General features: G+C 56.9%; 10 protein-coding genes and 1 pseudogene. 5 read left to right on the top strand and 6 right to left on the bottom strand.

All coding sequences use genetic code 11. The annotated features are described in order from the left end of the window. Positions 1–5 precede the first annotated feature (5 nt). Positions 6–1955, bottom strand: coding sequence for a diaminopimelate epimerase (gene dapF, locus RBR60_RS08240; RefSeq protein ID WP_320355606.1), 1950 nt, complete (start codon positions 1953–1955; stop codon positions 6–8). 238 nt (positions 1956–2193) lie between these two features. Next, entirely contained in the window at positions 2194–2643 is a 450-nt protein-coding gene (locus RBR60_RS08235; RefSeq protein ID WP_320355605.1) for an Hsp20/alpha crystallin family protein, read from the bottom strand. 365 nt (positions 2644–3008) lie between these two features. On the opposite strand from RBR60_RS08235, the gene RBR60_RS08230 reads away from it, so the two are divergent. The 5 genes from RBR60_RS08230 (at position 3009) to RBR60_RS08210 (ending at position 9846) form a co-directional block, all read left to right on the top strand. Then, a complete protein-coding gene (locus tag RBR60_RS08230; protein ID WP_320355603.1) occupies positions 3009–4115 on the top strand; it encodes a M20 family metallopeptidase in 1107 nt (368 codons plus the stop codon). Next, on the top strand, positions 4112–4657 hold the full coding sequence (locus RBR60_RS08225) for an isochorismatase family protein (protein ID WP_320355601.1): 546 nt from the start codon (positions 4112–4114) through the stop codon (positions 4655–4657). The genes RBR60_RS08230 and RBR60_RS08225 overlap by 4 nt, the downstream gene beginning before the upstream one ends. A gap of 130 nt (positions 4658–4787) precedes the next feature. Further along, positions 4788–6539: a DEAD/DEAH box helicase gene (locus RBR60_RS08220; RefSeq protein ID WP_320355599.1), complete on the top strand. Its 1752-nt coding sequence runs from the start codon at positions 4788–4790 to the stop codon at positions 6537–6539. A 160-nt stretch (positions 6540–6699) separates the two neighbouring features. After that, entirely contained in the window at positions 6700–8397 is a 1698-nt protein-coding gene (locus RBR60_RS08215) for an FAD-dependent oxidoreductase (protein ID WP_320355597.1), read from the top strand. Positions 8398–8505: 108 nt separating this feature from the next. Next, the gene (locus RBR60_RS08210) at positions 8506–9846 is read left to right on the top strand and encodes an FAD-dependent oxidoreductase (protein ID WP_320355595.1); all 1341 of its coding nucleotides are present in this window, start codon (positions 8506–8508) and stop codon (positions 9844–9846) included. 106 nt (positions 9847–9952) lie between these two features. Here the strand turns inward: RBR60_RS08210 and thiC are convergent, their stop codons facing one another. From thiC to RBR60_RS08190, 4 genes and pseudogenes are all read right to left on the bottom strand, one after another. Then, positions 9953–11257, bottom strand: coding sequence for a phosphomethylpyrimidine synthase ThiC (gene thiC / locus RBR60_RS08205; protein ID WP_320355593.1), 1305 nt, complete (start codon positions 11255–11257; stop codon positions 9953–9955). Then, positions 11254–12315 (bottom strand): thiamine phosphate synthase, encoded by a 1062-nt coding sequence (gene thiE, locus RBR60_RS08200; protein ID WP_320355591.1) that lies wholly within the window; start codon positions 12313–12315, stop codon positions 11254–11256. Before thiE ends, thiC begins: the two co-directional genes overlap by 4 nt. Further along, a complete protein-coding gene (gene thiF / locus RBR60_RS08195) occupies positions 12312–12968 on the bottom strand; it encodes a sulfur carrier protein ThiS adenylyltransferase ThiF (RefSeq protein ID WP_320355589.1) in 657 nt (218 codons plus the stop codon). Before thiF ends, thiE begins: the two co-directional genes overlap by 4 nt. Before the next feature lie 23 nt (positions 12969–12991). Next, a pseudogene (locus RBR60_RS08190) lies at positions 12992–13180 on the bottom strand (2-iminoacetate synthase ThiH); the annotation flags it as partial.

The raw sequence follows: 13180 nt of genomic DNA, 5'->3' as shown, positions 1-13180 counted from the left end.
AGGTTTCATTCGATGCGGATCTGAGTCTCAAAAACCCTGACCGCAGGTCCCCGCTTATAAATATGGTTGGACCTTTCATCCCAATCCACAAAAAGACGGCCTCCGGGAAGGAGCACTTCCGCCCTGCGCTCCAGCCGTCCCGTGAGTACACCCGCCACAACCACCGCACAAGCCCCCGTGCCACAGGCCAGGGTCAGGCCAGCGCCCCTTTCCCAGACCCGCACCCGCACTCTTTGCGGAGAAAGGATTTCCGCGAACTCCACATTGGTTTTTTCGGGAAAGGCTTCATGGGTTTCCAGGGCCGGGCCCCAGGATTCAATGGGAATATGTTCAATGCTTTCCATGAAAATCACCGCATGGGGGTTTCCCATGGAAACGGGCGTGACCTGAAAGGTCTGATCCAATACCTGAAGAGGAACCTCTATGGCCCTCTCGCCCTGGAAACGAAAGGGAATCTCATGGGGAAGAAGCCTCGGTTCCCCCATGTCCACGCGTACGGTCTGCACCTGATCTTCGGCATCGTTTTCCAGAATGCAGACCACCGGGCCGGAGCGGGTTTCAATGTTCATGATTTTCTGACGCAACCGAGAGGTCTCGTAAAGATATTTCACAAAGCAGCGGATACCGTTACCGCACATGCCTGCTTCCGAACCATCGGCGTTAAAAATACGAAAAGCCACATCACAACAAAGGGAGGGCAAGGCCAGGATCAGCCCATCCGCACCCACGCCAAAGTGCCGGTCGCACAACTGCCGGGCCAGTTCTCCGTATTCCTTTTTTTCCGCAATACGGCCGTCTCGGTCATCCAGCAGAAGAAAATCATTTCCGAGACCGTGCATCTTGGTAAGGCTAATCTCCATGGCTTTCTCCTTTTTGTCCAGAAAGGGGGCGGGTCCCAGGGGCCGGGCCAGGGCCGGATAAAAATGAGGGTTGCCTTCAAAATTAAGAACCCGCATCCAACCGTCCTCCCGGATCAGGTAGGGAAAATCCGGATGCAGGGGAACCTTGCCCCCACCTCCGGGCAGATCAATCATGTAGGGCGGTACGGCCATACCGGAAATATGACCGCGAACCTTCCGGTACAGAGCCAGCCCCTCCGCAAGGTCAAGGCGAAAGGGCAGGATGCCCGCCACAGGGTCCGGATGATGAAGATAATAAGGTTTTACCCGCATCGCCAGCAGCCTGCGGAAAAGGGTGGCCAGAACCTTGCTGTCGTCATTCACGCCCCGGAGCAGAACGGACTGGCATCCCACAGGAATCCCCGCATCCACAAGAAGACCACAGGCCCGGCGGCTTAATTCCGTAATCTCCGCAGGATGGTTGAAATGGGTATTCACAAAAAGAGGGGCGAATCTGCGGAGCATGGCCACAAGCTCAGGCGTGATACGCTGGGGCAGGGTACAGGGCATGCGGGTGTGAATGCGCAGGGTCTCCACATGGGGAATACGGCGGATGGCGCTCAGGAGGGTCTCAAGGCGCTCGTCGGAAAGCATGAGAGGATCGCCGCCGGAAAGGATGACATCCCGGATTCCGGGCTGATCTTCAAGGTAGGCAAGGGCAGCCCTTTCATCCAGTACGTTTTTTTTTCCAAGATCCCTTTTGCGCATGCAGTACCTGCAGAAAAGCGCACATTCCGAGGATACGGCCAGAATCACCCGGTCCGGATAACGATGGAAAAGACCCGGTACGGGCGACTGGGCTTCTTCGCAGAGACCGTCAGGCAGAAGGCCCGGAACCTCTTCCAGTTCTTCTTTCCGGGGAACGGCCTGAAGAAAGAGGGGTTTGCCATGTTTCCGGATAAGATCCAGATAGTAGGCATTGATACGGGCCGGATACCGGGCTGTGACCTGTGCCAGCATTTCCGGATCCAGATCCAGGGCAGAGGCCAGAGCCTCGGGGCTTTCCAGTCTGTCCTGAAGAAGATGTTTCCATTCTTGCGAAGGGGGTACGTTCACAAATCTCACTACCTTAGGAAGGATGAAGGCCCCAAAAAAAGGCCTGAAAGGGCAAAAAAAGTCCTGGATCCCTACAGCCTTTTGTTTTTAGCCCGAAAGCCCTGCCATGTAAATTCATTCAGGGAAAAAACTTCCCCTTTCTAAAAAAACAAAAGGCCCTGCATCACGTACAGGGCCTTGGTGTGCATAGATTGGCGATCCTGCGTCCCTTGGGCATGCCAGGGACTTAAAAGACCGATCAGCCTTCTACGGCAATGGCAATCTTTCTGGGTTTTTTCTCCTCAGGTTTGGGCACCTCCAGTCGCAGAACGCCATTCTGGAAGCTCGCTTTAATCTGATCCAGGTTGACGTCCACGGGCAGGGTGAAGGCCCTGTGGAAACGTCCGATGATCCGCTCTTTACGATAGTAGCGCTCTTCTTCCACCTCACGAACTTCCTTTCGCTCGCCCTTGAGGGTCAGCACGTTGTTTTCCACCTCAACGTCAATATCCTCACGGGTGACTCCGGGCAGTTCGGCTTCCAGGATAATGGCATGATCGTTTTCAAAGATGTCCACCGAAGGCCGCCATGCGCCCATGGCATTTTCATCCAGATCCCGGGCCTTGTTAAAGGCCTCGTCAAACATGCGGTTAATGCGTTCCTGCAGAGTGGCCACATTACGGAAAGGTTCCCAGCGTACCAGTGTCATGGAGCACCTCCTTTTTAAGAATAAGACTTCGTTTATATTTTATCTTTTTTAAAAGATTAAAGACAATCGAACAAATCTGAAACTATGGTGCAAGGAATTTTTATTCAAGCCACTTTTTTATCATATATTTTATAATTTTTGTTCTGCGCTGCTTCGTAGCTGTTATTAACTCATCCTTGTTTTTTTATGAAAGCTATATTCTGCCATGGCAAGAACTTTTATGGCTCAAATTTAAGCACAGAGGTCCGGGTGTCAAGGGCAGGTTTCCGCAGATTTTTTCACATCCCCTTTTTTGCAAAACAAGAAAGATAGGCGTATGATGTCCGCCATCCTTTCAGGATTTTTTTATGTAAGGAGTGTGCGCCATGCCCTTTTGGGATGAAAAGCCTTTTTTGAATCTCCTGCGCCATCTCATGGCCACACCCGGAGCCACGGGACAGGAAGAGGCTCGCAGACGCGTGCTGGAAGCTTTTTTTCTGCGCTCCGGCATTCCCTTTGGGGTGGATGCCGCGGGGAACCTTGAGGTGATTTTTCCCCAGGCCACAAGCAGGGATGCCGTCATTCTGGACGCCCACATGGATGTGGTGGGTCCGGGTTGCGGTGCCCTCATTGTGGAAAAAGAACGGCTGCGGGGACCGGGGGTGGCGGACAACCTTGCGGCTGTGACCTTTCTGGCCCTCCTTGCCCAGAAACTGCACGCCCATCCCCTCTGCCTGAAACGCCCTCTGCACCTTCTTTTTTCCGTATGTGAGGAAGGAGAAGGCAATCTTCTGGGCATACGTCATTTCATTTCCCGGACCCCCAGGCCGCCCCATGCCTTTTTATGTCTGGATCTCGGAATGGAAAATTTTTCCCTCTGCGGAACCGGCTCCCTGCGCTACCGGGTTCGGGTGGAAGGACCGGGCGGCCATTCCTGGGAAGACTGGGGCCGGGAGAACGCCATTTCCGCCCTCATCCGTTTTCTTCTCAAGGCCGAAGCCCTTGCCGATACCCGGGAGGTTTCCCGTGAAGATCGGCTCACCTGCAATATCGGAAGCATTGAGGGCGGAGAAGGCATCAATGCCATTGCAAGAAGGGCCGAGGCCCGCCTGGAATTCCGCAGCACGGATCCTTTGCGCCTGGATCGTCTGAACCGCAGGCTCAGAGCCATGGCTCCGGGCTTTCCCCTGGCCCCGGTTTTGGAAAACATCGGTCACCGACCCGCCGCAGCGGCTGTTCAGCCCAAGTTCCTCCGCCTTGCCCTGAGACAGGCCGGAGAGGCGGAAGGACTGGCGCTTCAGGAAAAACCCATCAGCAGCAATGCCAATGCCACTTTGGCCGCAGGCTGGCCTTCGGTGACCTTTGGCATCTGCCGCTGCGGCAACATCCACAGGCCCGATGAATTTCTCGAACGAAACAGCCTTGAAACGGGCTGGCGGTTTCTCCTGGGGATTCTGAAAAAACTGGACACCCTGGATGAGGAGGTTTTGTGACGCATTTTTTTTCAGCCCGTCCCTGCCTTGTGGTGGTGGACATACAAGAGCGCCTGCTGCGGGCCATGCCGGATCCGCAAAGCCTTGTGCATGCATGCACCCGCCTCCTCCGGGGCGCGCGGCTTCTGGGCATGCCCATCTGCTTCTTTCAGCAGAACCCCGAAGGACTGGGGCCTGTGCCGCCCGAACTCCGGGATCTGGCCGGAGACGCCCCCCTTTTCACCAAAAATCATTTTTCCGGCCATACGGACAAAAGCTTCAGAATCTGGCTGGAAGCCCTTGGTAAAAGAGAAGTGGCCATCTGCGGCATGGAAACCCATGTCTGCGTGGCCCAGACCGCCATGGGCCTGGTCCGGGATGGTTTTCAGGTGCATGGAATCCGGGACGTCATGGCTTCCAGGCATCCGGGAGACCGGGAAACAGGGCTTTTGCGCATGCAGGCCTTCGGGGTTTTTCCCGTGTCCGTGGAGGGATTGCTCTTTGAGGTTCTGGGCCGGGCGGATGTACCGGAATTTAAAGATTTCCTTGAGATTGTGAAGTGATCTTTATAAGATCCATGATTTGTGCGAATCTGTACAAAAGGGTGCACCCCGAAAACTCCCCCTGCGCCAGGCGGAGGGGATTCAAAAGGTGCGTGGACAGGTATTTTAATCATTTGCAGAAGGTATCCTTTTGATTCGAGCTATTTTTGTCAAACTGAAAGACCGTATTTTTGGAAAGGGCAAAGCCAAGGGCGGCCCGGAAACCACCGCAGAGTCTCCGATCTCACCGGCTTCGGAAAAGGCGGCGCGGGATCGCCTGCGCTCTGACGCCCCAAAGGAAAAAAACCGCAACCGCAGAAACGAAACCCCTCTGGACTCCGCAGAGGGAGAAGAGGGCAGAAAAAAAATCAGGCCCGGAAGGTCCGAATCCTCTGCCCCACCGGAACCCCCGGAATGGATGCCGGAACACTTTGAGGTCCCTGAGGTGGAAGGCAAAACCCGATTTCACGATCTCGGGCTTCCGGCCAAACTCATGCGCGGGGTCCATGAGCTGGGATTTCAGTACTGCACCCCCATCCAGGCGGACATTCTTCCCGGAACCCTGGAAGGTCGGGACGCCACAGGTAAGGCCCAGACCGGAACAGGGAAAAGTGCGGCCTTCCTTCTCGCCCTTTATACCCGGCTCATGAAAAACCCCAGGGATAACCGCAGACCCGGCGTTCCCAGGGCTCTGATTCTGGCCCCCACCCGGGAGCTGGCCCTTCAGATTGAAAAGGATGCCAGAGGCATCGGCAAATACACGCCCATCAAGGTGGCGGCCATTTTCGGCGGCATGGGCTATGAACATCAGAAACGCATCCTCGCTGAGCAGGTGATTGACATCATCGTGGCAACACCGGGCCGCCTTCTGGATTTTAAAAAGCAAGGGCTTGTCCGTCTTTACAAGGTGGAAATCCTGGTCATTGACGAGGCCGACCGCATGCTGGACATGGGGTTCATTCCCGATGTGCGGCAGATTGTCTATGAAACCCCCCGCAAGGAACAGCGCCAGACCCTCTTTTTCAGCGCTACCCTGTCCGACGATGTGATGCGCCTGGCCCGGCAGTGGACTCTCGATCCCGTGAATGTGGAGATCGAGCCTGAGGTCATTGCCACGGAAACCGTGGATCGCAAAAACTACATTGTCACAGCGGATCAGAAATTCGCCCTGCTCTGGAACATCCTCACCCGCCAGAACCTGGAACGGGTCATGGTGTTCACCAACCGGAAAAGCGAGGCCCGCAACCTCAGTGAAAGGCTCAAGCGCTACAACATTTCCTGCGCCATGCTCACGGGAGATGTACCCCAGAACAAACGCATCCGGGCCTTGGAAGATTTCCGGGAAGGCCGTTTCCGGGTGCTGGTGGCAACGGATGTGGCGGCAAGGGGCATTCACATTGACGGCATCAGCCATGTGGTGAACTACAACCTCTCCCAGGATCCCGAACAATTCGTTCACCGCATCGGCCGTACGGGAAGGGCCGGAGCTTCGGGTATTTCCGTAAGCTTTGCCGATGAGGAGGACTCCTTCTATATTCCCGCCATTGAGGAGTATATCGGCGCACCCTTTGAGTGCGAATATCCGGATGAGGCGGATCTCGAATTGCCCCCCCCTCCGACCAAAGTTCAGGGGACACGCAGGGAAACTCCGGAAAAACACGCCGATGGGGAAACCCAACCCCGGCCTCCCCGCAAGCGTCGCCGCAAACCCCGCCCCCAGGGAGAGGCCGATGGGGATCAGCCCCTTTCATCGCTACCCTCCGCCAGCCCGACGTCCCCATCCGGGGAAAAAGATGAAACGGCACCTTCCGCACCCCGGAAGCGCCGCAGACGTCGCAAGCCTTCGGGGGCTGCGGGAAAAACGCTTCCGGATACGGATTCCCGACCTCCGGAAGCTTCCTGAAAAAAAGATCCGCATCCCAGGAGCGGGGCATCCCCGCTCTTTTTCTTTTTTATCCGCCCCCGCAGAATTCCTGTAACCAGTTTATGGGCATAAGCTCATTAGCCTCCGGTACAATCTCCTCGTTTTTCAAAGTTCATCACCCCCAGATAAAGGAGTCCGGATGAAAAAGCGTGTTGTGGTCATCGGCGGTGTGGCCTGCGGCCCCAAGGCAGCCAGCCGTATCAAGCGTCTCATGCCCCAAGCGGAAGTCACCATCATTGAAAAAGACGAGCTCCTTTCCTACGCGGGCTGCGGTCTTCCCTACTATATCTCCGGCGAAGTGCGGGATTGCTCCGAGCTCATGAGCACTCCGGCGGGTGTGGTGCGGGACACCCACTTTTTCCGTGCGGTGAAGGACATTACCGTAAAAAACCGCACGGTGGCGGAACGCATCGACCGGGAGAAAAAAGAGGTTCATGCCCTTTCCATTGAAACGGGCGAACGCCTTGTCTTTCCCTATGATGATCTGGTGCTGGCCGTGGGCAGCCATACGGTGAAACCGCCCATCCCAGGTAGCGGGCTCAAGGGCGTGAATTTCCTTTCCACGGTGGAGGATGCCCGCAGAATCCGGGATCAGGAGGGAAGTCTTGCGGGAAAACACGCGGTGATCATCGGTGCCGGACTCATTGGTGTTGAGGTGACCGAAGCCTTTGTGAAGCAGGGCATGCAGGTTCGTATTGTGGAGCAGACGGAGCATCTTCTGGAAAATCTGGTGGACCCTGAAATTGCCTTTCACCTGAAAAATGAGATGCTGAAAAACGGTGTGGCCCTGAACTTAAAAGACCGGGCAAAGGAGATTCTGGGGGACGATCAGGGCCGGGTACGGGCCGTTGTCACGGAGAAGGATACCTACCCTGCGGACATGGTGCTCATTGCCGTGGGCGTCCGGCCCGAAGTCCGGCTTGCCCAGGATGCGGGGCTTGCCATCGGAAGCCTCGGTGGCATTCTGGTGGACAGTCACATGCGCACCAGTGATCCATCCATCTATGCAGGCGGGGACTGTGTGGAAAACCTGAGCCGGATCACGGAAAAGCCCTTGTACGCGCCCATGGGTTCCACGGCAAACAAGCATGGCCGGGTCATTGCGGACAATATCTGCGGCAGGCCCACAGCCTTTCCCGGTGTTCTGGGAACGGCCATTGTGCGGGTCTTTGATATCTCCCTTGGCCGCACAGGATTAACGGAGAGGGAGGCAAAGGCCGAAGGCTTTTCCGTGGTGACGGCCCTCACTCCTGCGCCGGACAGGGCCCATTTCCTGCCTTCGGCAAAGCTCATCATCATCAAGCTTGTGGTGGAAAATCCTTCGGGCAGAATCCTCGGCTGTCAGGTGGTGGGCTATGGGGATGTGGCCAAGCGCATTGAGGTGGCCGTGGTTTCCATGAGCCACAAAGGCACGGTGTACGACCTTGGCAGCTATGACCTGGCCTATGCGCCCCCCTTCAGCCCGGCCATGGACAACATCATTGTGGCGGCCAACATCGCGGAAAACAAGATCAGCGGCATCGGCAGAGGTCTTTCTCCCGAAGAGGTCAGGGCTCGCATGGATGCGGGGGAGGATTTTATTTTTCTCGATGTGCGCTCCCCTGCGGAATTTGAGCAGATGCGCATTGAGGATGACAGGGTACGCCTTGTGCCCCTGGGTAAACTCCGGGAACGCCTTAAGGAAATTCCCAAAGACAAGGAGATTGTGGCTTTCTGTAAAATCTCCTTGAGGGGATATGAGGCCCAGCGTATTCTCGATGGTGCGGATTTCAAGGATGTACGCTACATGGACGGTGGTGTTGTGGCCTGGCCTTATAAGAAGTTTGTGGCGTCCTGACAAAACGGTCTTTCCTGGCTTCCCTGCATTCGTCCGGACACCCCATGATGAAGGCCGAAATCCTTAAAAAAAGAGGCTTTCGGCCTTTTCCCCATGAAAGGAGTTCCCATGCATTTTGTCATCATCGGAGGCGATGCGGCGGGTATGAGTGCTGCCAGCCGGGCGCGGCGCAATGCGCCGGATATGAGAATCACCGTCCTGGAAATGACCCGGGATGTTTCCTACAGCGCCTGCTCCATGCCCTATGTCCTTGCAGATGAAGAAGGCGACATGGATGCCCTCATCATGCGGGCTCCCGCCGTGTTCCGGGAAAAACAAAACATTGACCTGCGCCTTGGCCACAGGGTCACTTCCATTGATGCCAGGGCAAAAAGGGTTCTGGGAGAAGATGCCCAAGGCCAGGCCTTTGAAATCGCCTTTGACAAACTGCTCATTGCCACCGGCTCCACGGCCAACATGCCCCTCATTCCCGGCCACAACCTGCCCCAGGTCTTTGTGCTGAAGAGTCTTGATGACGGCCGCAGGGTTGCGGCCTTTATCGGGGATAACAAGGTAAAAAAGGCCGCCATCATCGGTGCAGGCTACATCGGTCTTGAGATGTGCGAAGCCCTCACGGAAAGGGGCATCATCGTCCAGCTCATCCGCAATGCCCCGACTCTTCTGCCCTGGCTGGCTCCGGAGCTTGCGGGTATGGTGGAAAAAACCCTGATCCAAAAAGGCATTCTCATCAACCATGGCTGCACCACGGAGCGCATCGAAACCAAAGGGGAGCGGCTTGACATCTGCTGCAGGGAAGCCTGTTTTGATGCGGACATGGCCCTCATGGCCATCGGTGTCCGGCCCAACAGCTTTCTTGCAAAGGAAGCCGGGCTGGCCTTAGGCGCATCCGGCGCCATTGCCGTCAACCGCTGTCTTCAGACCAGCCATCCGGACATTTATGCCGCAGGCGACTGCGCCGAGTCCTTTCATGTAGTCACAGGGGAAAAAACCTGGATTCCCATGGCCCTTACAGCCAATCGGGCGGGATGGGCCGTTGCGGATCACATCACCGGCAGACCTGTACGCATGGAAGGGGTGGCGGGAACGGGGGTGTTCAAGATCTTTGATGTGGAGGTGGCCCGCACAGGCCTCACCCTCAAAGAGGCCCTTCGGGCGGGTTTTGATGCGGTGGAGGTGGTGGTGAAGTCCTACTCCAGAGCCAAAACCGTTTCCGGATCAAAACCCGTGTGGGTGCACATGGTGGGCGATAAACAAAGCGGGCGACTGCTTGGGGTATCCATGGTGGGCCAGGACAATGAGGCCCGACGCATCAATGCTGCAGCCGTGGCACTGCATGGAAGAATGCGGGTGGCGGATTTCAGCACAGCGGATCTTGCCTATGCTCCGCCCTTCAGTCCGGTCTGGGACCCCCTGCTGGTGGCGGCCAATCAGCTGCTTAAAACCTTGTAAGCCCAAAAAGGAAGACTTTTTTGCAGCCCCAGCCTGGATGCATTTTTCAGGGCCCCAGACAAGAGGATTTTTTCTCTTACCTGCGGCCCTTTTTCATTTCCTGTCCTCAGTCCTGAAGCTGAATGTCCTTGCCTTCCCGGATGCGGTTCATGTTCCGCACCGCGCACATGCGACCGCACATGCTGCAGGAATCCTCATGTTCCGGCATGGAGGAGGCCCGGTAGGCTTTTGCCTTGTCCGGATCGAGGGCCAGGCGGAACATGCCTTCCCAGTCCAGGGCCGCCCTTGCCCGGCTCATGGCATCATCCCACTTTCTTGCACCGGGAATTTTCTTGGCAATGTCTCCCGCATGGGCGGCGATGCGGGAGGCGATGATGCCCTCTTTCATGTCGTCCAGATCCGGAAGGCGCAGGTGCTCCGCAGGGGTGACATAGCAAAGGAAATCCGCGCCGCTGGCTGCGGCAATGGCCCCGCCGATGGCGCTGGTGATGTGGTCGTAGCCCGGTGCGATGTCGGTCACCAGCGGCCCCAGCACATAAAAGGGCGCACCGTGGCAGAGGCGTTTTTCCAGCATCATGTTGCCTGCGATCTCGTCCATGGCCATGTGACCGGGGCCTTCGATCATGACCTGCACGTTGCGCTCCCAGGCCCTTCGGGTCAGTTCTCCGAGGGTGATGAGCTCCTGCACCTGACAGGCATCTGTTGCGTCATGCAGACAGCCGGGACGGCAGGCATCCCCAAGGCTTAAGGTCACGTCATGGGCCTCGCAGATGTCAAGGAGCCTGTCGTAATGCTCGTAAAAGGGGTTTTCCGCGTCATTGAGCTGCATCCAGGTGTAAAGGAGGGAGCCGCCCCGGGACACAATGCTGGTGATGCGCTCATTTCTTTTGATTTTTTCTGCGGTTTCCCGGTTGAGGCCCGCGTGGATGGTGAGAAAATCCACCCCGTCTTCCACATGGGTTTCCACCACCCGGAAAAACTCCTCCACAGTGATGTCTTTGATATTCTTATCGTAAAAACCCACGGCATCATAAATGGGCACGGTGCCGATCATGGCGGGGGACATCTCCACAAGGCGTTTTCTGAATTCCTGCGTCTTGCCGAAGCAGGAAAGATCCATGATGGCTTCGGCTTTGAGCTTCAGGGCAAGCTTCACCTTTTCCATCTCCTGCTCCACATCGGAGCAGTCCTTGGAGATGCCGAGATTCACGTTGATCTTGGTGCGAAGCCCTTCGCCCACACCTTCGGCACTTAAATTCTTGTGGTTCTTATTGGCGGGAATGATGATCCGGCCTTGGGCCATCAGGGCCATGAGACGTTCCGGGGCCATGCCCTCCTTTTCGGAAACCGTACGGATTTCCGGGGTGAGGATGCCCTTTCGCGCTGCGTCCATCTGGGTGGTATAGGTCATGATGTTTTTCCTTTTTCAGACAGGATGTTTCGGATTTCTCTTATTTTTCCGCCAATGTTGTCCGCCCCCGTAATTTCCGTGACAAGGCAGATGCATTTTGCCCCGCGCTTTGCCACCTCATGGATGTTGTGGGCCTTGATCCCGCCGATGGCCACAAAGGGAAGGGGAACTTCCCGCACCACATGATCGAGATAGGAAAGCCCCACGGGATCGCAGACATCTTTTTTCGTGTGGGTTTCAAAAATGGGGCCGACGCCGATGTAGTCCACGCCGGATGCAAGGGCGGCTGCGGCCTGATCCGGGCTGTGGGTGGAAAGGCCGATGGCCATGGTTTCACCGATCAGGCCGCGCACCGCAGGAACGGGCCAGTCGTCCTGACCGATGTGCACGCCGTCCGCGCCCACCATGAGGGCCAGATCCACATCATCGTTCACCACAAGCCTTGCCCCGAAATCCGCCGTCATGTTGCGGATTTCACGGCATTCGGCATATTTTTCGGCCAGGGTTTTGTCCTTTTCCCTGTACTGCACAAGGCGGATGCCCGCCTCCAGCATCTCCCGCACCACAAAGAGGTTGGAGCGGCCCTTTGAATGTTCCGAAGCCGTAATGGCGTAGAGATCCGTGTCGAGAAGGGTCTTCCGGTTTTCCGGGATCAGGGCCGCAAGAAGCTTCTGTTCCAGGGTGTAGGTCTCGTAGCGGCAGGCTTCAAAGAAACGGGAAAGCCCTTCTTTTCCAAGTACCTTTGCCTGTTCCTCCAGACTGCGGAGCCCTTCCTGCACCCGCTTGCAGTTGGCTGTGGTGAGATCCCCGAGGTTCCGGGGAGAGGCGGTTTCCATGGTTTGTGAAAGGGCAAGGCCGGGATCCCTTTCGCTGTTTCTTGCCTTCAGGAGTTCCCGGCTTAAACCTGCTGTCTCCTGACGCAGACGGTGGCGGAGGCTTCTCAGGGCTTCGGCAAGGGAGGCGTTTTCCGGGATGAAGCGGAAAAGGTCTTCCAGAACCCGCAGCCCCTCGCAGCAGCGGTTCAGGTTGGCGTCAAGAATACGATGGGAAGAGGTCATGGCATGTCCTCCGTTGAAATGAGGGTTCCGATGAGGTGAAAGAGCACAAGATCCGCCTGCATGGCTGCGGCAATGCCCACGCGGGGGGACATGGGCGGGATGCGGGCATCCGAGGGCGTCCGGCCATCGCCCACCACCACAAGGTTTCTGCCGAAATGCCGGACAGAGAGGGTGTCCGGAGCGCCGTACCCGCCGATGCCGGAGGCGGCCACAAGGGGAATGCCCTTTGCGGCGAGGGTTTCCACGAAGAGAGCCTTGGTTCTGGCCTCATCCAGGGCTTCCACCACAAGATCGCAGCCCTGAAACACGGAAAGCAGGTTCTCCCGGTCAAGCCTCAGGGTGTAGCCCGTAAAGACCAGCTCCGGATGGATGCGCAGGAGGTTGGCCTTCAGGGCCTCCACCTTGGGCAGGCCGATCTGATTTTGAAAATAAAACTGGCGGTTGAGGTTGGAAGGGGAAACCGTATCGAAGTCCGCCACCACCAGCGCACCGATGCCCGAGCGGGTGAGGTGCTGGGCCACATTGGAACCCAGCCCTCCGGCTCCGGCAATGCCGATACAGGCCCTTTTCAGGCGGGCAAGGGGCTCCGGCGGCAGGTGGGTGCGGAGGCCGGTTTCAAAGGATGCGGATTTGGAACCGGGTACAGGGCGCATGGATTCTCCTTTTTCCGATGGCCTCATGGGATGGCCCGCCAGTCCTGATACACGGGCTGGTAGCCCCTTTGGATGATGGCCGCCGCCATTTCCTCCACGGAGCGCTCATCAGAAATATCGAACTGGCCTGTGCCCGAATCCTTTTCACTGTGCCCGCCCACGGCCGTGGTCACCCCTGCGGACATGCGGGTGACCCCTAAGGGCATGAGGTG

The organism is Desulfobotulus sp. (assembly GCF_034006065.1).
Classification (GTDB): Bacteria; Desulfobacterota; Desulfobacteria; order Desulfobacterales; family ASO4-4; genus Desulfobotulus.
The sequence above is the reverse complement of the archived record's forward strand: the minus strand, read 5'-3'. Positions and strand labels throughout refer to the sequence as shown.

What these genes read in the sequence shown, in the direction of transcription:
- RBR60_RS08235 (WP_320355605.1), bottom strand. Translation starts at nt 2,643, where the DNA reads ATGACACTGGTACGCTGGGAACCTTTCCGTAATGTGGCCACTCTGCAG.
- RBR60_RS08230 (WP_320355603.1), top strand. Translation starts at nt 3,009, where the DNA reads ATGCCCTTTTGGGATGAAAAGCCTTTTTTGAATCTCCTGCGCCATCTC.
- RBR60_RS08215 (WP_320355597.1), top strand. Translation starts at nt 6,700, where the DNA reads ATGAAAAAGCGTGTTGTGGTCATCGGCGGTGTGGCCTGCGGCCCCAAG.
- RBR60_RS08210 (WP_320355595.1), top strand. Translation starts at nt 8,506, where the DNA reads ATGCATTTTGTCATCATCGGAGGCGATGCGGCGGGTATGAGTGCTGCC.
- thiC (WP_320355593.1), bottom strand. Translation starts at nt 11,257, where the DNA reads ATGACCTATACCACCCAGATGGACGCAGCGCGAAAGGGCATCCTCACC.
- thiE (WP_320355591.1), bottom strand. Translation starts at nt 12,315, where the DNA reads ATGACCTCTTCCCATCGTATTCTTGACGCCAACCTGAACCGCTGCTGC.
- thiF (WP_320355589.1), bottom strand. Translation starts at nt 12,968, where the DNA reads ATGCGCCCTGTACCCGGTTCCAAATCCGCATCCTTTGAAACCGGCCTC.